The sequence below is a fragment of the Bordetella pertussis 18323 genome (genome assembly GCF_000306945.1).
Lineage (GTDB): Bacteria > Pseudomonadota > Gammaproteobacteria > Burkholderiales > Burkholderiaceae_B > Bordetella > Bordetella pertussis.
Genome location: NC_018518.1, coordinates 1,531,846 through 1,552,068, shown reverse-complemented (window position 1 = coordinate 1,552,068; position 20,223 = coordinate 1,531,846). Strand labels below are relative to the sequence as shown.

Sequence of the window (20,223 nt, the reverse complement as noted above, 5' to 3'; positions counted from 1 at the left end):
GCTGGACCGATGTATGGGGCCGCGCGTGACGTCGCCCCGCCGGTCTTGCGCGCGGTCCTGGCCGCGCTCGACCTGCCGGCGGCCACGCCGGCCCAGACCGCCGACACCCTGGCGCGCTGGCGCGCCCGGCCTCCCGCCATGCTGACCGCGCGCGCCGGCGGGATGTTGCGCGTGCCCGGCGACACCGCCACGCGCTATGCCATCGAGCTGGACGACGGCCAGGTGGCGCACGGCCTGGCCGAGCCCGATGGCGCCGGCGGCCTGGCGCTGCGCGCACCCAGGCAACCCGGCTACCACACGCTGCGGCTGGGCAGCGCGTCCATCGCCTTGGCTGTCGCGCCGCCGCGCACGCCCAGGCCGCCGCGCGCGCGGCAGGCATGGGCGTGGGACTGATCGCAGACCTCGCCGTCGGGGTGGACCCGGCCGGCAGCCAGACCTGGGCCCAGCCCGACGCCATGCTCGGCGGGCTGAACGTGGGCGCGGCGCCCGACCTGCGCCACCCCGGCGGGCAGGACTGGCGCCTGACCGCCTGCTCGCCCGCCACGCTCGCCACGCAAGGCTACGCGGCCTACATCGACATGCTGCGCCGCGCGCTGGCCAGCGCCGGCGGCGTGCGCATCGACCACGTACTCGGCCTGGCGCGCCTTTGGGTCATCCCCGAGGGCGCGTCGCCCGACCAGGGCGCGTACCTGGCCTTTCCGGTCGAAGACCTGCTGCGCCTGGCGGCCCTGGAAGCGTGGCGCCACCGCGCCGTGCTCATCGGCGAGAACCTCGGCACGGTGCCGCGGGACTTCAACGCGCGCCTGCGCGCGCACGGCGTGCTCGGGATGGACGTACTGTGGCTGCAGCGCGAAACCGGGCCAGGCGGCGCGGGACGCTTTCGCCCGCCGGGCCGCTGGCCCGCCAGCGCCGTCGCCATGACCAGCACGCACGACTTGCCTACCCTGCGAGGCTGGTGGCAGGCGCGCGATCTGGACTGGTGCGTGCCTGCGCACGAGGCCGACGCGCAGCGCCGGCAGCGCGACCAGGACCGGCGCGCCCTGTGGCGCCAGGCGGCCCCGCCCGGCCTGGCCGCTACGGCGCCGCCCGCCGAGCCGCCCTGCGCCGCCCTGCTGTCCCATGTGGCGCGCAGCCGTGCGCCGCTGATGCTGGTGCCGCTCGAGGATCTGGCGGGGCTGGCCGAACAGCCCAACGTGCCGGGCTGCCCGGACCATCCCAATTGGCGCCGGCGCATGCCCGCAACCGCCGCGGCGATGCTGGCGCAGCCGGCCGCGCGCCTGGCGCTGGCGGCGATCGCCGCGCACCGGGGACGGCCATGATCCGCGCCACCGTCCGCCTGCAGTTGCATGCCGGCTTCACGCTCGACGCCGCCGGCGCCCAGCTGGACTACTACGACGCGCTGGGCATCAGCCATCTGTACCTGTCGCCGGTCGCCCGCGCGCGGTGCGGCTCCACCCATGGCTACGACGTGATCGACCACGCCCAGGTCAACCCCGAACTGGGCGGGCTGGCGGCGCTGCGGCGCCTGGCCGGCGCGGCGCGTGCGCGCGGCATGGGCCTGATCCTCGACATCGTGCCCAACCACATGGCCGCCCATCCGGACAATCGCTGGTGGCGCGAGGTGCTGCGCGACGGTCCGGCCAGCGCCTATGCCGACTGGTTCGACATCGACTGGCGCCCCCCCGGCCGGACCTTGCGCGGCCGGGTGCTGCTGCCCGTGCTCACCTGCGGCGCGCGCGCCGCGCTGGCCAGCGGCGAGATCGGGCTGCGCGCCGGCTCCGACGGCACGCCGGCGCTGCATGCCAACGGGCTGGACCTGCCGTTGGCGCCGGCGAGCCTGCCCATGGCCGCGCTGCTGCTGCACCATGGCGGAACGCCCGCCCAATGGCATGCCTTGCTGCGGGCGCAGGCCTACCGCCTGGCATGGTGGCGCAGCGCGGCGCAGGCCATCAACTGGCGGCGCTTCTTCGAGATCGGCGATCTGGTGGGCGTACGGGTCGAACGGCCCGAGGTATTCGACGCCGTGCATGCACTGCCCCTGGCGCTGTACCGCGCGGGCCTGATCGATGGGCTGCGCATCGATCATGTCGATGGCCTGGCCGAGCCCGGCGCCTATTGCCGCCGCCTGCGCGCCGAGCTCGCGCAGGCCGGCCAGGCGCGCGCCGCGCGCGGCCTGAGCGCCGAACCCTATGTGGTGGTGGAGAAGATCCTCGGCGACAAGGAGACGCTGCGCACCGACTGGCCGGTCCAGGGCACCACCGGCTACGACTTCATGAACGAAGCCTCGGCCTGGCTGCACGACGCGCGCGGCGCCGCGCCGCTGGCCGCGTTCTGGCGCGACAATGCCGGCACCTGGCCACACTGGCGCGAACAATTGCGGCGGATACGTCTACGGTTGTTGCGGCGCCACTTCGGCGCCGAGCGGCGCGCGCTGGCGCGCAGCCTGGCCGACTTGCCCGAACTGCGCGCCTCGGCGGCCGCCATCGACCCTGTGCTCACGCAATGGCTGGCCTGCTTTCCCGTCTACCGCACCTATGCCGAAGGCGGCGCCGGCCAGGCCGCCGACCAGGCCTGGCGCCAGACGGCGCAGACCCGCGCCAACGCCCACCTCGACCCTGCCCAGCAGGCGCTGCTGGCCGCGCTCTGCCTGGCTCTCGACGGACGCATGGCGGACGCGCCGCACCGTCTGGCGCTGCGGCGCCTGCAGCAACTCACCCCGCCCCTGGCGGCCAAGGCCCTCGAAGATACCTGGTTCTACCGCGACGGCACCCTGCTCTCGCGCAACGAAGTCGGTCCCGCGCCGGCCCAGTTCGCGCTGGGCGGCGGCGCGCTGCGCCGCAGTGTGGCCGCGCGCGCGCGCCGCCATCCGCAAGCCTTGCTGGCCACCGCCAGCCACGACCACAAGCGCGGCGAGGACGTGCGCGCGCGCCTGGCGGTGCTGAGCGAAATGCCGCAACAATGGTGCGACTGGGCCCGGCAATGGCTGGCCGACGCCGGCGGCAGCGCCGCCCCGCCCGCCTGGGCCGACCGCTACATGCTGCTGCAGACCCTGGTGGGCGCCTGGCCCGCCGACCTCGCGCCCGACGACCAGGCCGGCATGGCCGCGCTGTTGCGGCGCGTGGCCGCCTGGCAGGCCAAGGCCCTACGCGAAGCCAGGCAGCGCAGCAGCTGGACCTGTCCCGACCTGGCCTACGAAACCTTGTGCGCGCGCTATCTGCGCGCCCTGGCCGACGATGGCGCGGCGCTGCCCGCCGTCGCCGCCCTGGCGCGCCGGCTGGCGCCGGCCGGACTGGTCAACAGCCTGGCCCAGACCGCGCTGCGGCTGGGCCTGCCCGGCGTGCCGGATCTATACCAAGGCTGTGAAACGTGGGACCTCAGCCTGGTGGACCCGGACAACCGCCGCGCCGTGGACTACGCCGCGCGGCGCGGCGCGCTGGCCAGTCTCGGCAACGGCGCGCTGGCGCTGCCCGAGCTGTGGCGCGACGGCCGCGCCAAGCAGGCCCTGGTGGCCCGCGCCCTGCAATGGCGCCGCGAGCAACCCGCGCTGTTCGAACACGGCGCTTGCCGCTGGCTGCGCGTCAGCGGCGCGCGCGCCCGGCATGTGCTGGCCTGCCTGCGCACCCGCGGGCCGCAACAGGCCCTGATCGTCGTGCCGCGCGCCAGCGCCCTGGCGCTGGCCGGGCAGACCGGACCGGACCGGGACGCCGCCGCGCATTGGCGCGACACCTGCGTACACCTGCCGGCCGACGCCCCGCCCTGGCGCGACATCCTTACCCACGCCGGCCACCAGGGCCGCGCCTTGGCGCTGAGCGAACTGCTCGCGCGCTGGCCGGTGGCGCTGTGCCGCGTTCAGTCCTGACTGGCAGCCAGCAAGCGGCACACGCGGGCGGTCAGCTCCCCGGGCGAGAACGGCTTGCGTATCAGGCTGATGTCGCGCTCCTGCCGGGCCCAGCCATTCTCGCGTTCATCGGCGTAGCCCGTCATCAGAATGATGCGCAGGGCCGGCCGCAGCGCCCGCGCGGCCTGCGCCAGCGCGTGGCCGTTCATGCCGGGCAGCCCTACATCGCTCAACAACAGGTCTATCCTGGCGTCGCTTTGCAGCAGGCGATGGCCGGCGTCGCCGTCGGCCGCCGTCAGCACGGTCAGGTTCAGCTCCTCCAGCGCCGCGCGCACCATGTCGCGTACATGCTCATCGTCCTCCACCAGCGCCACCACCGCCGCATGCGCGGGCGCGGCGGGCGGCTCGGACGACTCGGGCGCCGGCAGGACCACGGGCTCGCCCACATGGCGCGGCAGGAACAGCCGCACCGCGGTGCCTTCGGCCTGCACGCTGGCTATCGTCACCATGCCGCCGGCCTGCTGGGCGAAACCATAAATCATCGACAACCCCAGGCCGGTTCCCTGCCCCATCGGCTTGGTGGTGAAGAACGGCTCGAACACGCGCGCCAGCACGTCCGGCGCCATGCCGCATCCCATGTCCGAGACACAGACCTCGACGAACTCGCCCGCCTCGGCGCAGGGATTGGTCTGCACCGCCGCCGCGTCCAGTTCGCGGTGGGCGACCTCGATCTCCAGATCGCCGCCGGCCGGCATGGCGTCGCAGGCGTTGATCACCAGGTTCAGCACCGCGTTCTCGAACTGGTTCATGTCGCAGCGCACCCGCCACGACTGCGCCGGCAGCTTCAGCGTCAGGCGCACCTGCTCGCCCGTATAGCGGCGAAACAGCTCATCCATGGAACGCAGGATATCGCCCGGATCGAACACCTGCGGATCGATGGCCTGCTGGCGCGAGAAAGTCAGCAGCCGTTGGGTCAGCCGCGCGGCGCGGTCGGTCGATTCCTGGGCGGTGCGCACATACTTGCCGACCTCCTCCGGCTTGCCGCGGCGCAGCTTGCGGTCTATCAGGTACAGCGCGCCGGAGATGCCCTGCAGCATATTGTTGAAGTCGTGCGCGATCCCGCCCGTCGCCGGCCCACCGCTTCCAGCTTCTGCGACTGCCGCAGGGCGTCCTCCGTCTGGCGCAGCACTTCGGCCTGCGCCTTCAGGTCGGTGTCGTCGCGCCCGGCCAGGTACACATTGCCCTCGGCGCGCGACAGGCTCCAGGTAATCCAGTGATAGCTGCCGTCCTTGTGCAGCAGGCGGCTTTCCAGGTGCCGCACCGACTGCATGCCCTCGGCGGGCTCGGCCTCCAGCGTGGCCTGCATCGACGCCAGGTCCTCGGGATGCACGCCCTCGTCCAGCCCCATCGCCAGGAACTGTTCGAGCGACCAGCCCAATATGGCGCGCACTGCCGGGTTCACCGATACCAGCCGTCCGCCATGGTCGGCCACCGCCAGCAGTTCGGGCGACAGGCGCCAGATGCGGTCGCGCTCGGCGATGGCGTGCTCGACGCGTTGTTCCAGCACGCGCGCGTACTGCGAACGTTCGATCGCTTCGCACATACGCTCGGCCGCTTCTTCGATAAAAGCGATGTCCGTGCCCTTGAGCGGATGGGTCGGATCGGGCCGCACCAGCAAGGTGCCGTCGGCGCGGCCCCAGCGGCGCAGCGGGACCACGATGGCCGAAGGCTGCTGGTTGCCCGCCGGGCCGGCCAGATACGGCGACAGATAGGCCGTGCGCCCCTTGCGCACCGCCTCGTAGTAATCGGGCGTGAGCGGCGCGGACTCCAGCATCGACCGTCCATCGTAGGGCGGCCGCGGCCCCCAGCTTGCGGCGATGCGGTCGCCACGCTGCGGCACGGATTCCATTACCGCCACCGCGCCCAGTTCCAGGTGCCGGCCCAACTCCTCGCACACCATCTGCTCGATCTGGTCCTGCTGGTGGATTTCGCGCATGCGATCGCCCAGGGTCAGCAGGAAATTCTTGCGGTACTGCCGCTCCCACAGCTCGCTCTCGGCCAGCTTGCGCGCCGTCACATTGAGAAACAAGGCCGCCACCCGATCATGCCCTTCCTTGCCGGCGCGGCATTCGTAGCAGGCCTGCGGCGGCCCGGGCGCTTCCACTTCGAACTGCGCCGGCTCGCCGCTCTCGATCACGCCCACGAAGATCCGCATGATGCTGTCGGCCGCGGCCGGACTCATGACGCGCAGCATGGGGCCCAGCGTCTGGCCGACGGCCAGCCCGCTCTGCGTCTCGAATGCCGGGTTGATCTCCAGCAGCGTGAAATCGTCCACGCTGCCCGTGCTGTCGCGCTGCGCCTCGGCCAGGAAGAAACCCTCCTGCATGCGCTCGAACATGCCGCGCCAGCGCACGCTGCTGTTGCGCAGCGCCTGTTCGGTCAGGTGGCGCTCGATGGCCAGCGCCGCGGTGCGCGTCACCAGCGCGATCGCCTCGATGTCCTCGCGCGTGGGCAGGCGCGGCTGGCGATAGTAGTTGGAGAACACGCCCAGGGTGCGCCCGTCGGTCGCCTTGATCGGCGTGGACCAGCAGGCGCGCAAGCCGTGCTGCGTCGCCGCCTCGCGCCAGGGCGGCCAATTGGGATGCACGGTCAGGTCCTCGACATAGACCGGCGTGCCCAGGAACGCCGCCGCGCCCCACGACGCCACGCCCGGGCCGATCGCCGCGCCGTCGGTGGCCTGCACATAGGCCGCCGGCAGGCTGGGCGTCGCCACATGGCGCAGGCGCATGCCCGAGTCATCCACGAACGCGATCGAGGTGAGCAGCTCCACGCTGGACTGCGCCTCGACCGCCTGCATCACGTGCAGCAGCACGTCGGTCAAGGGCACGCCTGCGGCGATGCGCTGCAGCATCACCCGCTCGTCCTCCAGACGCGCCAGCGTATTCGTCCACGGGCTGGAAACCCGGTCTCCCTTGCGCAGCATCGCGGTCCTCGTGTGGCGGCCATGGCCGGCTGCCGCCGGCCCGATGAACCACTGTATTGCAGGCCGCGCCGGTCATACCACTACGCGAGGTAACACGACGCTACCTGAGCGGCCCCGCCAGCAGCAGCTCCCCGCAGCCCGCCTCGCGCGTGCGTTCCAGCGCCTCGATGACCTGCAGGGCGGCGCGGCGCGCGGCCTCGGCCACCGGCTGGCCGGCCAGCCGGTGGCCGGTAAGCGCAGCACCGAACATATCGCCGGTTCCCTTGGGCGCCGTGTCGACATGGGCATGCTCCAGCACCTGCGCGTCGTCGTGCGTGACCACCGCCACGCGCACCCGGCCCGGCGGCCAGGTGGCCGGCGCCGCGCTGGTCACGATCACCCAGCGGGCGCGCCCGCCCAGCAGGGTGCGGGCTGCGGCGATGGTCTGCTCCATGGTGCCGGTGGGCAACCCGGTCAGGCATTCCAGTTCGAAGCCGTTGGGCGTCAAGCCCTGCGCCAGCGACAGCAGATGATCGCGGTACGCCGCGACCATGCCGGGCGCCACGTACACGCCGCTGTCGTGGTCGCCGATCACCGGATCGATGTGCACGCGCAGGTCGGGACGCTCCGCCACCAGGCCCGCGATCCAGCGGCCCAGCGCCTCGGCCTGCGCCGGCCCGCCCAGGTAGCCCAGCTGCACCACCCGCACCCCCGCCAGCGCGCCGCGCGCGCCCAGGTCGGCCAGATAACCCTCGAACCAATCCAGCGGCACGGCGCCGCCATGCATGCTCGGATAGTGCGGCGTATTGCTCAGCACCACCGTGGGCACCGCCGCCACCCGCAGGCCGAAGCCATTGAACACCGGCACGGCCACGCTGTTGCCGACCTGGCCGTACACCACTTGCGACTGGATCGACACCACGTCGATGGGCAGCGGCGCAAGCGCCTGCGGATTGGGGGCCGCCAGCTTCATCATTCGTCCTCCGCCCGGTCCGCCGCGCCGCTGTCGGGCCAGTAATAATCGTTGGGCAAGGCGCGCGCGCCATAGATCGCCTGGCCGACCCGCACCACGGTGGCGCCTTCCTCGATGGCGATCTCGTAGTCGCCCGACATGCCCATGGACAGCTCGTCCAGGCTCACGCCGGCCGGCGCTTCCTGCCGCAGGCGGTCGCGCAAGGTACGCAGCAGCACGAAGCACTGCCGTACGCGCGCGGCGTCGGCCGACAGCACCGCCAGCGTCATCAGCCCGCGCACACGCAGCGCGCCGTAGCTCGGCAGTTGGCGGATGAAGGCCGCCGCCTCGTCCGGATGCAGGCCGTACTTGCTGGCCTCGCCCGAAGTATTGACCTGCACGTACACATCCAGCGCGCGCCCCTCGGCCTGCAGGCGGCGCTCCAGCGCCTCGGCCAGGCGCACGCTGTCGAGCGCCTGGAACTCGGCCGCGAAGCGCGCCACCAGCTTGGCCTTGTTGGTCTGCAGATGGCCGATCACCGACCAGCGCAAGTCGGCCAGGTCGGCCATGGCCTCCCATTTCCGGTAGGCCTCCTGGACCTTGTTCTCGCCCAGCTCGCGGCAGCCGGCGGCATACGACATGCGGATGCGGGCCTCGTCCACCGTCTTGCTGACCGGCAACAGCCGCACGCCGGCCGGGTCGCGCCCGGCCCGCTGGCAGGCCGCCGCCATGCGGGCCCGCACCGCCGCCAGGTTGTGCTCGAAATCGGCCACGCTGTCGGCGCGGGGGTAACGCGCCGCCGCGTCGGGCGCATCCTGGGCAGTATCGGCGTGCATGGCTGTTTCGAATCCTATAGAATTTGTCCTATGACAAAGTATATAACGACCCAGGCCAGATGAGCATCACCGGCGCCAGCGCGGCCGAGATCTTCGACAGCGTGCGCCAGCTGGCGCAGGCGCGCCGCCTGCTGCCCGGCCAGGCGCTGCCCCCGGTGCGCGAGCTGGCGCAGACGCTGGGGGTCAATCGCAATACCGTGGCCGCCGCCTACAAGCGGCTGGTCGGCGCCGGCCTGGCGCTCAGCCAGGGCCGGCGCGGCACCATCATCCGCGGCCCGTCCGAGCCGGGCGAGCAGGACGGCGCGCATCCCGGTTCGCCCCTGATCGACCTGGCCAGCGGCAACCCCGACCCCGCCCGCCTGCCCGATCCGCTGGCCATCATGGCCGGACGCGCCAGCCCGCCGCGCCTGTACGGCGAAGCCACGGTCGACCCGCGCCTGCAGGCCTATGCAAGCCAGTGGTATGCCGGCGACTGCCCGGCCGCCTTCGAGGTCGATCTCACCCACGGCGCCATCGACGCCATCGAGCGCCTGCTGGGCGCCAACCTCGCCGCGGGCGACACGGTGGCGGTCGAGGCTCCGGGCTTTCTCGGCAGCATCAATGCGCTGCGCGCGCTGGGCCTGCGCGCCGAGGGCGTGGCGCTGGACGCCGCCGGCATGCTGCCCGACGCCCTCGAGCGCGCGCTGGCCGACGGCGCGCAGGCCGTGCTGCTGACACCCCGCGCACAGAACCCGACCGGCGCCAGCCTCACCCGCGCCCGCGCGCGGGCGCTGCGCCAGGTGCTGCAACGCTACCCGCATGTCATGGTCATCGCCGACGACCACTTCGCCCACCTGTCGGCCTCGCCCTATCACAGCCCCATTCCCGCCGCCGCCCTGCGCTGGGCCCTGGTGCGCTCGGTTTCCAAGGCGCTCGGGCCCGACCTGCGGCTGGCCTTCGTCGCCAGCGATCCCGACACCTCGCGGCGCCTGCGCCTGCGGCTGGCCAGCGGCACGACCTGGGTCAGCCACCTGCTGCAGGACGTCGTGGCGGGCTGCCTGGCATCCGCGCCGGTGCAAGCGCGGATGGCCCAGGCGCGCAGGGCCTACGCCCAACGGCGCGCCTGGCTGGCCGACGCGCTGCGCGCCGAAGGGATCGCCGCGCAGTGGCCGGCCGACGGCCTGAACCTGTGGGTGCCGCTGGCCCAGGACAGCCCCGCGCTGCTGCTGGAGCTCGCGCATCGCGGCTGGCGCTTGCGCAACGGCAGGTCCTTCGGCGTACGCGAGGACGTCCATGGCCTGCGCATCACCATCGCCACGCTGGAGCACGCCACGGCGCGCCGCCTGGCGCGCGACCTGCGGCTGTGCCTGGACGCGCGGGACGGACTTAAGAAATATCCTATGCTTCTGTAAATAAAGTCCTGACCACATCAACCAGGCGACTTCCCATAATGGGGCGGTTATTTTCCGAACGCCCTCAGATGTCGCGCACCAGCCTCTCTTCTCTCGCCCCCCGCCCGCACCGGCTCCTGTCCCTGGCCTGGGCGGCCACGGTCCTGTCGCTGCGAGTGGGCATGGGCATAAGCGGACTGTTCTGCGCCTGGCGCTACCTGGTCGACTTGCGGCCGGTTCGCCCGCTGTTCGATGGCGTGGCCGCCGGCGCCACGCCGCTGGCGCTCTACGCCGCATTCGAAGCGGGCTGCGCGGTGCTGCTGATGGCCGGCGCCTCCACCCGCATCGCCGCCGCCGGCATGACCGCCGCCCATATCGCCGGCGTCGCACTGGCCTTGCCGGCCCATGGCCTCTGGATACCCCTGCCCTCGGCCCTGTGGCTGGCCTGCCTGGCGCTGCTGTGGTGCCACGGCCCGGGCCCGTGCTCGGTGGATGCCTGCCTGCACCCGGCGGCCATCGCCCCCTTGTCGCCGCCCCCCGATGACCCGGCGCAACGGCCGATTTAGCCTGCTGTTCCAGCGATTCGCGATCGGGCCCTCATATATAGTGCGCGCCATGTCGAAGTTCTCCCGCATCGGCCTGGCCGGCGTGGTGGGCGCCGCGCTCCATGCCATCCTGGCCAACCACCTTGCGCCGGCCGTGCAGCAGCGGCTGCCCATCGGCCGGGTGAGCCTCACATTCTTTCTCGCCCTGCTCAGCGCCCTGGCCGCCGGCGCCGTGCTGGCGCGCCTGGCCCCGCGCGCGGGTGGCGGCCCTGGCCGTGGCCGCACTGGCATTCCTGCTGCTGGCCGCCGCCACGACCTGGCTGCAGCAATGCACGCCGGCCCAGCTCGCCGCCATCGATGCCGCCACGCTGCTGGGCTGCAACCTCGGCCTGTACAACCGCGCCCGCGCCCACCTGCCGCCCGATGGCCGGCCGGCCGAGCTCGCGCCGGGAGTCTGGTTCGACCGCCACGGACTGTCCTACGCCTGTCTGCCCCCCGAAGCGCAAGCCACCCACCTGCGCGTCGCGCTGGCCGATTACGCCCTGGCGCTGGTGGGCATGAGCCTGGGCGCCTTGCTGGGCGCCAGGCAACGCAGGCGCCGCGACCAGGATTGATTCCTGTCAATGTGCTGAAAAAGGCGATAACCTATGCTGAACCATGGACAACTCTCAACACAGAGGCTGATATGCTGAAAATCCTGGTTCCCGTGGACGGTTCCGAATGCGCCGTGCGCGCCGTGCGTGAAGCCATCAAGGTCGCCAACGACAGCAAGGGCGCCCAGCTGCATCTGCTCAACGTGCAGCTGCCGCTCATCTCCGGCCACGCCAAGATGTTCCTGCGCCACAACGAGCTGCAAAGCTACTACCAGGCCGAAGGCGAAGCCGCCCTGGCCACCGTCCTGCCCGTCGTCGCCGAGTCCGGCATCCCGTTCGAATCCGAAATGCGCACCGGGCAGTACGGCGAGACCATCGCCAACTACGCCAAGGAGAAACAGTGCGACCGTATCGTCATGGGCACCCGGGGCCTGGGCGCGGTCGGCGGCCTGCTGCTGGGATCGGTGGCGCGCAAGGTGATCCACCTGGCCGACGTGCCGATCACGCTGGTGAAGTAGGTCCCGCGCCCCGCCCGGCCGAGTACCTGCCCATGAGCCGGGCGCGCTTCCTGCGCCTGGCCGGCGCGGCTGCCCTCGGCCTGGCCGCCCCGCGCGTGCCGGCCGCGCCCAGTCTGCTGACGCGGCCGGTCCCGGCCGACGGCTCCCCGCTGCCCGTGATCGGCTGCGGAACCTACATCGGTTTCGACGTCGCCCGGCCCTCGGCCGAGTACGACGCCCTCGGCGAGGTCGTGCGGACCTTGTTCGCCGCCGGCGGCACGGTATTGGACAGCTCCCCGATGTACGGACGCGCCGAGGCCGTCACCGGCCGGCTGCTGGCCGAAGCCGGCCTGCGCCAGCGCGCCTTTGTCGCCACCAAGGTGTGGACCAGCGGCCGCGCCGCCGGCCTGGCGCAAATGCAGGCGTCGCTGCGCCAGCTGGGCGGCGAGCGCATCGACCTCATGCAGATCCACAACCTGCTCGACTGGCGCACCCACCTGCCGGTGCTGCGCGAATGGCAGGCCGCCGGCCGCATCCGCTACGTCGGCATCAGCCATTACACGGCGAGCGCGTATGACGAAGTCGAGGCGGTGCTGCGCGCCGAGCGGCTGGACTTCCTGCAGATCAACTATGCGCTGGACGACCGCCAGGCCGCGCAGCGCCTGTTGCCGCTGGCCGCCGACCGTGGCGTGGCGGTGCTGGTCAACCGGCCGTTTGGCGGCGGCGGCCTGCTGCGCCGCCTGGCCGGCCGGCCCCTGCCGTCCTGGGCGGCCGACATCGGCGCAACCAGCTGGGCGCAAGTGTTGCTGAAGTTCGTGCTCAGCCATCCCGCGGTCACCTGCGCGATACCCGGCACCGGCCGGGCCGCCCACATGCGCGACAACCTGGCCGCCGGCATGGCGGCGCCGCCGCCGCTGTCATTCTGGAACGATAAAGCCTAGGCTCAGCGCGCCGGCGCGCTGCGCCACAGCCATACCAGGTCGTGCGGCGCCAGCTCTTCGGGCACGTCGAAACGCAAGGGTTCGGCGCGCGACCCGGCGCCAAAATGCACCTCGACGCGAAAATAGCGCTGGTCTCCTTGCCCGCATGCATCGCGCGCCTGTCCGGCCGCGCTGTGCAGGGCGGCATCGATCTGCGCGCGCAGGGTTGCCGAGCACGCCCCCAGCTCGAAGCGCCGGGTGCGGACCAGGGCCAGCACGAACGCCACGCCGCCTTGGCGCGACACGCGCACTTCCGCGGCCTGCTCCAGCGATGGCAGCGCAATCATGTCAGTACCCCTACATCGGTCCAGGCCTGCCGCACCGCCGCCTGGGCCGCGCCATGGCGGCCGGCCTGTTCCACCGACAGGCGCGCGAACAGGGCGAAATCGGCCTGCGGCGTCAGCGCCGGCAGGCGCAAGGTGTCGTACCAGATCCGGCCGGCCACCTCCCAGGCATGGCCGCCCAGCGCGGTGGCGGCCAGATGGAATGCACGGTTGGGAATGCCGGAATTGATATGCACGCCGCCATTGTCCTCGCCGGTCTGCACGAAGTCCCGCATGTGTCCCGGCTGCGGGTCGCGGCCCAGCAGGGGATCGTCGTAGGCGCTGCCGGGCTGCGCCATCGAGCGCAGCGCGCGCGCCCGCACCTTGGCGGTGAACAGCCCCGCCCCGATCAGCCAGTCCGCCTGGTCGGCGCGCTGGCCCGCCACATGCTGCTTGGCCAGCGAACCGAACACATCGCACAGGGATTCGTTCAACGCGCCCGACTGGCCTTCGTAGCGCAGGCCGCCTTCGTGGTCGATCACCCCGTGCGTCAGTTCGTGGGCGACGATATCGACCGCGATGGTGAAGCGGTTGAACACGTCGCCGTCGCCGTCGCCGAACACCATCTGCGCGCCGTTCCAGAACGCGTTGTCGTATTCCTCGCCATAGTGCACGCTGGCCACCAGCGCCCGCCCCGCGCCATCGAGCGAATGGCGGCCGTAGGCCTGCCAGAACAGCGCATAGGTCGCGCCCAGATGATCGTAAGCCTCGTTGACCGCCACGTCGGCATGCGCGGGCTGCCCTTCGGACCGCACCAGCGCGCCCGGCAATTGCAGGCCGCCGCCGGCATCGTGCACCTGCCTGTCGACCTGCCCGGGCGGGCGCGCGGACGCGGGCGCCGGCGGCGCGGCAAGCCGCACGGCGCGCTGGCTGGTGTCGATGCGCAAGGTGTTGACGGCGCGCGCGCTCAGCCGCGCGTCGGCCGCCTGCGCCAGCCGGTCCAGCAAGTAAGGCGGCACCACGCTCGGGCGCGCGGCTTTCGAGGTAGGTCGCTTCATCGCATTCCTCCTGCCAGGCTGCGGGGCGCCCGATTCTCGCCACGGGCTCGCGTCCCATTCCGGCAACTTTATCCTACCTATTTACTCTTGTATTCTGTGCGGAATTTGCAATAATTAGCGCGCTTGTAAGGAAGTTTTCCCAACTCTTTTTCTTGCCCCTTACGCTTCTGTACGCCGATCAACTTCTGGAACATAGAGATCCCCATGATTAAATCTGACGACGCCGGCAAGCTGATTCTTCGCCTTGCGCTGGGCATTCTGGTCATCATGCACGGTCTGGCCAAACTGAGCAGCGGCGTGGGCGGCATCGCCGGCATGCTGTCTTCGCATGGCTTGCCCGGTTTCCTCGCCTACTTCGCCTACGTCGGCGAAATCGTCGGCCCCCTGCTGATCATCCTGGGCATCTATTGCCGCCTGGGCGCCCTGCTGGTCGTGCTCAACATGGTGGTGGCCATTCTGCTGGCCCACATGGGCCAACTGTTCTCCATCAGCAACACCGGCGGCTGGGCCCTGGAGCTGCAGGGCATGTTCCTGTTCGGCGCGCTCGCCCTGGCCTTCATGGGCGCGGGCCGCTTCAGCCTGGCCGGGTCGGGCGGTCGCTGGAACTGAGCGCCGCGCCGCCGCGCCGCGATCGCAGGGCCGCCTCGGGCGGCCCTGTTTTTTTGGACGCTTGGTAATCAACTGTCACGCTTGTTGTGTTTCCAACCCGTTACGCTGGCGAACCCCAAGGCCGAAACGACGGCCTAATCCTGACATCGGGATTTATGGACGCCGCTCGCGGCGGATTGCCATGCATACTGCCAAAGCCCCTCTCGCCGCCCTGGCCCTGGCCCTGGGCGTGAGTACGCCACCTGCCCTGGCGCAGGTCGGCTACGACCCTGAACCGGCCTACGACGAGCCCGCCGGCGCCAACCTGGCCCCCGTCGAAGTGGCCCGCGAGGCCCCGCCGCCCCTGCCGGTCTACCAGCAACCGCCCGTGCCGGGCGACGGCTACATCTGGGTGCCGGGCTATTGGGCGCTCAACGCCCTGGGGTTCTACTGGGTGCCCGGCGTCTGGATGCTGGCGCCCTACCCGGGCGCGTTGTGGACGCCGGGCTACTGGGCCTACGATGCCGGCTACTACCGGTGGCGGCGCGGCTATTGGGGTCCGCACATCGGCTTTTACGGCGGCATCAACTACGGCTATGGCTACATCGGCTTCGGCTACGTAGGCGGCTACTGAAACCGCGACCGCTTCTATTACAACCGCGCCGTCACCAATGTGAACATCACGCGCGTCACCCACGTCTACGAACGCAGGGTGGTCGTCCAGCACATCGACAGGAGCCGCGTCGGCTACCACGGCGGACCGCGCGGCATCCAGCGGCGCGCCGACCCGCGCGAGATGGCCGCCGCGCGCGAGCGCCACACGCCGCCCACCGACATGCAACGCGACCACGCCCGCCAGGCCGGCCGTGACCGCGCCCAATTCGACGGCGGCGCGCGCCGGCGATGTTTCCGCGCCGCGCCGGGACGCGCGCCCCAGCCCGGACAGCGTCCCGCGCCAGGCCGGCGCGCGCCAGGAAAATACCCGCCAGGAAAACGTCCGCCGCAACCAAAGCACGCCGCGCCAGGAAAGCGCCCCGCGCCAGCACAACGCGCCGCGCCCCGAGCGCGCGCGGCCGGCCGAACCGCGGCGCGACGCCGGCAGCCCTCCCGAGCGGTCATCGCGCCCCGCGCCGGCGCCGCGCGCCGAATCGCGCCCCCAGGCAGAGCGCGCCGCCTCGCAGCCGCGCGCGCCTGGCCGCCAGGACGGCGGGGGCAAGGCCGAACGCGGCCCGGGCGAGCGCGGCAACGGCGGCGGACGCGGGCGCGACGGCTAGGTGTGAAGATTCAATAGGTTGTATGCATGGTTCATCCGAACCGGATTTGAGAAACTGGAAATCGCCACCCCCCCAGTTCACTCAAGGAGCCCGGCCGGATGAACACCCATAAGCATGCCCGATTGACCTTCCTACGTCGACTCGAAATGGTCCAGCAATTGATCGCCCATCAAGTTTGTGTGCCTGAAGCGGCCCGCGCCTATGGGGTCACCGCGCCGACTGTGCGCAAATGGCTGGGCCGCTTCCTGGCTCAGGGCCAGGCGGGCTTGGCCGATGCGTCCTCGCGCCCGACGGTCTCGCCCCGAGCGATTGCGCCGGCCAAGGCGCTGGCTATCGTGGAGCTGCGCCGCAAGCGGCTGACCCAAGCGCGCATCGCCCAGGCGCTGGGCGTGTCAGCCAGCACCGTCAGCCGCGTCCTGGCCCGCGCCGGTCTGTCGCACCTGGCCGACCTGGAGCCGGCCGAGCCGGTGGTGCGCTACGAGCATCAGGCCCCCGGCGATCTGCTGCACATCGACATCAAGAAGCTGGGACGTATCCAGCGCCCTGGCCACCGGGTCACGGGCAACCGACGCGATACCGTTGAGGGGGCCGGCTGGGACTTCGTCTTCGTGGCCATCGATGACCACGCCCGCGTGGCCTTCACCGACATCCACCCCGACGAGCGCTTCCCCAGCGCCGTCCAGTTCCTCAAGGACGCAGTGGCCTACTACCAGCGCCTGGGCGTGACCATCCAGCGCTTGCTCACCGACAATGGCTCGGCCTTTCGCAGCCGCGCCTTCGCCGCGCTGTGCCATGAGCTGGGCATCAAGCACCGCTTTACCCGACCTTACCGCCCACAGACCAATGGCAAGGCCGAACGCTTCATCCAGTCGGCCTTGCGTGAGTGGGCTTACGCTCACACCTACCAGAACTCCCAACACCGAGCCGATGCCATGAAATCCTGGCTACACCACTACAACTGGCATCGACCCCACCAAGGCATCGGGCGCGCTGTACCCATCTCCAGACTCAACCTGGACGAATACAACCTATTGACAGTTCACACCTAGGGCTTGGGACGGCCGTCGATATGGCCGAGCGGACGGCCCGGATCGAGATGGTCGCGCACCCGCTGCTTGAGCACCTTGGCCTCGGGAAAGCCGCCGTCGACCTCGCGGTCCCACAGCGGCGCGCCGTTGTAGTGGATGCGGAACACCCCGCCGGTGCCGGGCACCAGGGCCACCTCGCCCAGGTCGGCGCCGAAGGTCGAAAGCAGCTCCTGCGCCATCCAGGCCGCGCGCAGCAGCCACTGGCACTGCGTGCAATACTGGATGGCGATGCGGGGGGGATGGTCTGGCGGCGTGATCATGGCGGCTGGGCTGCGGAATACGCGGGCGCATGCCCGTCGGCCCAGTGTAAAAGAGAAAGCGCCGCGCTTGCGCTGCGTCAAGGCCCGAGCCTTTCCTTCCCCATGCCTAAGCCATAAGATGTATTATAGATACATCTTATAAACCGCAGGAGAGGCCTCGTGGGCGCGCCCGATCTCTGTACCGAAGAAGACATCACGCAACTGGTGCACCAGTTCTACGCCGAAGTGCGGCGCGACGCCGAGTTGGGACCGATCTTCAACACCCATGTCGACGACTGGGACGTCCACCTCGCCAAGCTGGTCGACTTCTGGTCGTCGATACTGCGCGGCACCGGACGCTTTCGCGGCACGCCCATGCCCAGGCACGTGGCCCTGCCCGGCCTGCACGCGGGCCTGTTCGAGCGCTGGCTGCGGCTGTTTCGCGCCACCGCCGCGGCGCAGCCCAACCAGGCCATGGCCGAACAGGCCTGCCTGATGGCCGGCCGCATCGCGCAAAGCCTGTGGTACGGCTATCAGCTGCACCGCAGCCCCGACCAGGCCCCCACGGACCTCGCCCATGGCTGAACTGCTGCAAATCGACGAGCCCGCCGCCGCACGCGCCGCGCCGCAATGGCGCGCCTTCCTGGAACTGGGCTTTCGTCCGCTCTACCTGGTGGGCGCGGCCTGGGGCGCGCTGTCGGTGGCGCTGTGGATCGGCGCGCCGCAGTGGCTGGGTGGCGCCATGGCGGGCGTCATCTGGCATGCGCATGAAATGCTGTGGGGCTTCATCGGCGCCATCGCGGTGGGCTTCCTGCTGACCGCCGCGGCCACCTGGACCGGCGTCAACCCGCTGCGCGGCGCGCCGCTGGCCGCGCTGGCCGCGCTGTGGCTGGCGGCCCGCGCCGCCTTCCTGCTGCCGGGCATGGCCGCCTTCTGGACCGGCGTGGCCTGCGAGCTGCTGTTCTTCGCCTGGGCCGCGGCCGCGCTGGGCCGGGCCATCTACCGGCGCGGCGCCAGCCGGCGCAACGACGGCGTGCCCTTGCTGGTACTGGGGCTGGGCGCGGCCGACGCCCTGTATCTGCTGGCCGCCCGCGCCGGCGACTACCCCTTGCTGCTGCAGCGCTTCAACGCGGGCCTGCTGTGCATGGCCGTGATCGCCCTGCTGATCGCGCGCCGCATCATTCCCTTTTTCGCCATGCGCGCCATCGCCGGCCTGCAGATCCCCATGCATACGCGCAGCGGCCAATGGCAACTGGCCGCCGGCCTGGTCGCCGTGGCGGCGACGCTGGCGCAGGCCGGCGCGCTGACCGCCGTGGCGCTGGCCGCGGCCGGCCTGATCGCGCTGGCGCAATGGCTGTCCTGGCGCCCCTGGGCCACGCGCGGCGTGCCCCTGCTGTGGATCCTGTACGCCGGCTACCTGGGCCTGGCCGCCGGCCTGCTGGTGGCGGCGGCAAGCGCGGCGGGCGGCATCGCGCGCGCCGCGTGGCCTGCGCACGTCATCGGCATGGCCGGCTTCGGCCTGCTCATCATCGGCATAATCACCCGCACCGCCCTGGGCCACCTGGGCCGGCCGCTGCGCACCGACCGCCTCATGCTCGCCTGCTACCTCCTGGTCATCGGCGCGGCCGCGCTGCGCCTGGCCGCCCTCTGGCCCGGCCCGCACACCCTGGCCGCGCTGCACGGCGCCACCGCCGCCTGGGTGCTGGCGTTCGTCCTGTACCTGTGGCGTTTCGCGCCCCTGCTGGTGCGCCCGCGCCTGCGCGCACCAACCGCCGCCGCCACGCCCGTGCGGTCCCGCCCATGACCTACCCCATCCTGCTGGCCCTGCACCTGCTGGCCGCCTTCGTCTTCATCGGCACCGTCTTCTTCGAAGTCCTCATCCTCGAAAGCGTGCGGCGGCAAGTGCCGCGCGAAGCCATGAACGCGGTCGAGCGCGGCATCGGCAACCGCGCCCGCGCCATCATGCCGTGGGTGCTGCTGGCGCTGTTCGGCGCCGGCATCGGCATGGCCTGGCAGCACCGCGGCGCGCTCGAACAGCCGCTGGCCAGCAGCTTCGGCCTGCTACTCAGCCTGAAGATCGTGCTGGCGCTCAGCGTCCTGGGCCATTTCGCCGCCGCCATGCGCTGGCGCCGGCGCGGCCAATTGCGCGGCCGGCGTTCGCGGCGGCTGCACCTGAGCGTGTTCTGCCACGTCGTGGCGATCGTGTTGCTGGCCAAGGGGATGTACTACATCGACGCGTTGCGCTGAGCGTTTCCTGCCCGCCTGGCCCAAATCTGCGAAAATCCGCCGTTGGCCGAACTTTTGCAGTGAGAACCCGTGAAACTCGCGACTTGGAACGTCAACTCCCTGAATGTGCGCCTGCCGCAGGTGCTGGACTGGCTGGCCGCCAATCCGGTCGATGCGCTGTGCATCCAGGAACTCAAGCTGACCGACGACAAATTCCCGCTCGACGCCTTTACCGAGGCCGGCTACCACGCCGCCTGGGCCGGCCAGAAGACCTATAACGGCGTGGCCATCATCTCGCGCGAGCCCGGCTTCGCGCTGGTGCGCAACAACCCGCGCTACGAAGACCCGCAGCAGCGCATCCTGGCCGTGACCCTGCCCAGCCCGGCCGGCGACGTGCGCGTGATCTGCGCCTATTGCCCCAACGGCCAGTCGGTCGACAGCGACAAGTACGTCTACAAGCTGGCCTGGTTCGACGGCCTGCGCGACTGGCTCGAGGAAGAAATGCGCACCTATCCGCGCCTGGCCATCCTGGGCGACTACAACGTCGCGCCGGCCGACGCCGACGTGCACAACCCCGAGAAATGGGAAGGCCAGGTGCTGGTCTCCGAGCCCGAACGCGCGGCCTTCCGCGCGCTGCTGGACCTGGGCCTGACCGACTCCTTCCGCCTGTTCGAGCAGCCCGAGAAATCCTTCAGCTGGTGGGACTACCGCCAGTTCGCGTTCCGCCGCAACGCCGGCCTGCGCATCGACCATGTGCTGCTGTCCGACGCGCTCAAGCCGCACTGCGTGGCCTGCGTCATCGACAAGGCGCCGCGCGCCAACGAACAGCCGTCCGACCACGCGCCGGTCATCGCCACCCTGGCGTTCGACTGACGCCCGGCGCCGCGGCGGCGCCCCACGCCCGGGAGGCAAGC

21 protein-coding genes and 1 pseudogene are annotated in these 20,223 nt (G+C 71.3%); 15 read left to right on the top strand and 7 right to left on the bottom strand.

The genetic code is table 11. The annotated features are described in order from the left end of the window. Positions 1-9: 9 nt before the first annotated feature. The 3 genes from BN118_RS20730 to treY are packed head-to-tail and all read left to right on the top strand — an operon-like array spanning position 10 to position 3,859. Positions 10-393 carry a hypothetical protein gene (locus BN118_RS20730; protein ID WP_019247536.1) on the top strand — a complete coding sequence of 128 codons (384 nt, stop codon included), beginning with the start codon at positions 10-12 and terminating at the stop codon, positions 391-393. Then, complete coding sequence (locus tag BN118_RS07355) at positions 384-1,319, top strand: 4-alpha-glucanotransferase (protein WP_050692325.1); 936 nt, start codon at positions 384-386, stop codon at positions 1,317-1,319. The genes BN118_RS20730 and BN118_RS07355 overlap by 10 nt, the downstream gene beginning before the upstream one ends. Next, entirely contained in the window at positions 1,316-3,859 is a 2,544-nt protein-coding gene (treY, locus tag BN118_RS07350; protein WP_010930304.1) for a malto-oligosyltrehalose synthase, read from the top strand. Before BN118_RS07355 ends, treY begins: the two co-directional genes overlap by 4 nt. Here the strand turns inward: treY and BN118_RS07345 are convergent. The 3 genes and pseudogenes from BN118_RS07345 to BN118_RS07335 all read right to left on the bottom strand — a co-directional run bounded on the left by BN118_RS07345 (position 3,850) and on the right by BN118_RS07335 (position 8,588). Further along, a pseudogene (locus BN118_RS07345) lies at positions 3,850-6,821 on the bottom strand (GAF domain-containing protein). The gene treY and the pseudogene BN118_RS07345 overlap by 10 nt on opposite strands. 100 nt (positions 6,822-6,921) lie before the next feature. Next, on the bottom strand, positions 6,922-7,776 hold the full coding sequence (pdxK, locus tag BN118_RS07340) for a pyridoxine/pyridoxal/pyridoxamine kinase (protein ID WP_010930303.1): 855 nt from the start codon (positions 7,774-7,776) through the stop codon (positions 6,922-6,924). After that, on the bottom strand, positions 7,773-8,588 hold the full coding sequence (locus tag BN118_RS07335; protein WP_003811326.1) for a YggS family pyridoxal phosphate-dependent enzyme: 816 nt from the start codon (positions 8,586-8,588) through the stop codon (positions 7,773-7,775). Before BN118_RS07335 ends, pdxK begins: the two co-directional genes overlap by 4 nt. A gap of 59 nt (positions 8,589-8,647) precedes the next feature. Between BN118_RS07335 and ptsJ the strand changes: the two genes are divergently transcribed. The 5 genes from ptsJ to BN118_RS07310 all read left to right on the top strand — a co-directional run bounded on the left by ptsJ (position 8,648) and on the right by BN118_RS07310 (position 12,534). Next, positions 8,648-9,979, top strand: a complete 1,332-nt coding sequence (ptsJ, locus tag BN118_RS07330) for a MocR-like B6 salvage transcription factor PtsJ (RefSeq protein WP_014905673.1) — start codon at positions 8,648-8,650, stop codon at positions 9,977-9,979. A 38-nt stretch (positions 9,980-10,017) separates the two neighbouring features. After that, positions 10,018-10,524, top strand: coding sequence for a hypothetical protein (locus BN118_RS07325; RefSeq protein ID WP_003811324.1), 507 nt, complete (start codon positions 10,018-10,020; stop codon positions 10,522-10,524). A gap of 254 nt (positions 10,525-10,778) precedes the next feature. Further along, positions 10,779-11,117 (top strand): hypothetical protein, encoded by a 339-nt coding sequence (locus tag BN118_RS07320; RefSeq protein WP_080361848.1) that lies wholly within the window; start codon positions 10,779-10,781, stop codon positions 11,115-11,117. Positions 11,118-11,188: 71 nt separating this feature from the next. Further along, the gene (locus tag BN118_RS07315; RefSeq protein ID WP_003811322.1) at positions 11,189-11,614 is read left to right on the top strand and encodes a universal stress protein; all 426 of its coding nucleotides are present in this window, start codon (positions 11,189-11,191) and stop codon (positions 11,612-11,614) included. Positions 11,615-11,646: 32 nt separating this feature from the next. Next, positions 11,647-12,534, top strand: coding sequence for an aldo/keto reductase (locus tag BN118_RS07310; RefSeq protein ID WP_010926674.1), 888 nt, complete (start codon positions 11,647-11,649; stop codon positions 12,532-12,534). A gap of 2 nt (positions 12,535-12,536) precedes the next feature. On the opposite strand, the gene BN118_RS07305 is transcribed toward BN118_RS07310, so the two are convergent. Then, entirely contained in the window at positions 12,537-12,860 is a 324-nt protein-coding gene (locus BN118_RS07305) for a protealysin inhibitor emfourin (protein ID WP_010930301.1), read from the bottom strand. Beyond that, a complete protein-coding gene (locus BN118_RS07300) occupies positions 12,857-13,894 on the bottom strand; it encodes a M4 family metallopeptidase (RefSeq protein ID WP_003811319.1) in 1,038 nt (345 codons plus the stop codon). Before BN118_RS07300 ends, BN118_RS07305 begins: the two co-directional genes overlap by 4 nt. Before the next feature lie 204 nt (positions 13,895-14,098). On the opposite strand from BN118_RS07300, the gene BN118_RS07295 reads away from it, so the two are divergent. Further along, complete coding sequence (locus BN118_RS07295; protein ID WP_003811318.1) at positions 14,099-14,503, top strand: DoxX family protein; 405 nt, start codon at positions 14,099-14,101, stop codon at positions 14,501-14,503. 181 nt (positions 14,504-14,684) lie between these two features. After that, positions 14,685-15,116 carry a YXWGXW repeat-containing protein gene (locus tag BN118_RS07290; RefSeq protein WP_019247530.1) on the top strand — a complete coding sequence of 144 codons (432 nt, stop codon included), beginning with the start codon at positions 14,685-14,687 and terminating at the stop codon, positions 15,114-15,116. Between the two features lie 481 nt (positions 15,117-15,597). Here the strand turns inward: BN118_RS07290 and BN118_RS20395 are convergent, their stop codons facing one another. Then, positions 15,598-15,837, bottom strand: a complete 240-nt coding sequence (locus BN118_RS20395) for a hypothetical protein (protein ID WP_023999972.1) — start codon at positions 15,835-15,837, stop codon at positions 15,598-15,600. Between the two features lie 17 nt (positions 15,838-15,854). Between BN118_RS20395 and BN118_RS07280 the strand changes: the two genes are divergently transcribed. Beyond that, complete coding sequence (locus tag BN118_RS07280) at positions 15,855-16,805, top strand: IS481-like element IS481 family transposase (protein ID WP_005013747.1); 951 nt, start codon at positions 15,855-15,857, stop codon at positions 16,803-16,805. Here BN118_RS07280 and BN118_RS07275 read toward each other — a convergent pair. After that, positions 16,802-17,104, bottom strand: a complete 303-nt coding sequence (locus BN118_RS07275; protein ID WP_003812024.1) for an Rdx family protein — start codon at positions 17,102-17,104, stop codon at positions 16,802-16,804. The two genes, BN118_RS07280 and BN118_RS07275, sit on opposite strands and share 4 nt — an antisense overlap. Positions 17,105-17,263: 159 nt before the next feature. Here BN118_RS07275 and BN118_RS07270 point away from each other — a divergent pair, with 159 nt between their 5' ends. The 4 genes from BN118_RS07270 (at position 17,264) to xth (ending at position 20,182) form a co-directional block, all read left to right on the top strand. Continuing rightward, complete coding sequence (locus BN118_RS07270; protein WP_003812026.1) at positions 17,264-17,668, top strand: group III truncated hemoglobin; 405 nt, start codon at positions 17,264-17,266, stop codon at positions 17,666-17,668. After that, positions 17,661-18,887, top strand: coding sequence for an NnrS family protein (locus BN118_RS07265; protein ID WP_010930743.1), 1,227 nt, complete (start codon positions 17,661-17,663; stop codon positions 18,885-18,887). The genes BN118_RS07270 and BN118_RS07265 overlap by 8 nt, the downstream gene beginning before the upstream one ends. Continuing rightward, complete coding sequence (locus tag BN118_RS07260; RefSeq protein WP_003812030.1) at positions 18,884-19,330, top strand: CopD family copper resistance protein; 447 nt, start codon at positions 18,884-18,886, stop codon at positions 19,328-19,330. Before BN118_RS07265 ends, BN118_RS07260 begins: the two co-directional genes overlap by 4 nt. 69 nt (positions 19,331-19,399) lie before the next feature. Next, positions 19,400-20,182, top strand: a complete 783-nt coding sequence (gene xth, locus BN118_RS07255; RefSeq protein ID WP_003812032.1) for an exodeoxyribonuclease III — start codon at positions 19,400-19,402, stop codon at positions 20,180-20,182. The last annotated feature ends 41 nt before the right edge of the window (positions 20,183-20,223 follow it).

Coding starts and splice junctions, on each gene's coding strand:
- BN118_RS20730 (WP_019247536.1), top strand. CDS start 10: ATGTATGGGGCCGCGCGTGACGTCGCCCCGCCGGTCTTGCGCGCGGTC.
- treY (WP_010930304.1), top strand. CDS start 1,316: ATGATCCGCGCCACCGTCCGCCTGCAGTTGCATGCCGGCTTCACGCTC.
- pdxK (WP_010930303.1), bottom strand. CDS start 7,776: ATGATGAAGCTGGCGGCCCCCAATCCGCAGGCGCTTGCGCCGCTGCCC.
- BN118_RS07335 (WP_003811326.1), bottom strand. CDS start 8,588: ATGCACGCCGATACTGCCCAGGATGCGCCCGACGCGGCGGCGCGTTAC.
- ptsJ (WP_014905673.1), top strand. CDS start 8,648: ATGAGCATCACCGGCGCCAGCGCGGCCGAGATCTTCGACAGCGTGCGC.
- BN118_RS07325 (WP_003811324.1), top strand. CDS start 10,018: ATGGGGCGGTTATTTTCCGAACGCCCTCAGATGTCGCGCACCAGCCTC.
- BN118_RS07315 (WP_003811322.1), top strand. CDS start 11,189: ATGCTGAAAATCCTGGTTCCCGTGGACGGTTCCGAATGCGCCGTGCGC.
- BN118_RS07310 (WP_010926674.1), top strand. CDS start 11,647: ATGAGCCGGGCGCGCTTCCTGCGCCTGGCCGGCGCGGCTGCCCTCGGC.
- BN118_RS07305 (WP_010930301.1), bottom strand. CDS start 12,860: ATGATTGCGCTGCCATCGCTGGAGCAGGCCGCGGAAGTGCGCGTGTCG.
- BN118_RS07300 (WP_003811319.1), bottom strand. CDS start 13,894: ATGAAGCGACCTACCTCGAAAGCCGCGCGCCCGAGCGTGGTGCCGCCT.
- BN118_RS07295 (WP_003811318.1), top strand. CDS start 14,099: ATGATTAAATCTGACGACGCCGGCAAGCTGATTCTTCGCCTTGCGCTG.
- BN118_RS07290 (WP_019247530.1), top strand. CDS start 14,685: ATGCATACTGCCAAAGCCCCTCTCGCCGCCCTGGCCCTGGCCCTGGGC.
- BN118_RS07280 (WP_005013747.1), top strand. CDS start 15,855: ATGAACACCCATAAGCATGCCCGATTGACCTTCCTACGTCGACTCGAA.
- BN118_RS07275 (WP_003812024.1), bottom strand. CDS start 17,104: ATGATCACGCCGCCAGACCATCCCCCCCGCATCGCCATCCAGTATTGC.
- BN118_RS07265 (WP_010930743.1), top strand. CDS start 17,661: ATGGCTGAACTGCTGCAAATCGACGAGCCCGCCGCCGCACGCGCCGCG.
- BN118_RS07260 (WP_003812030.1), top strand. CDS start 18,884: ATGACCTACCCCATCCTGCTGGCCCTGCACCTGCTGGCCGCCTTCGTC.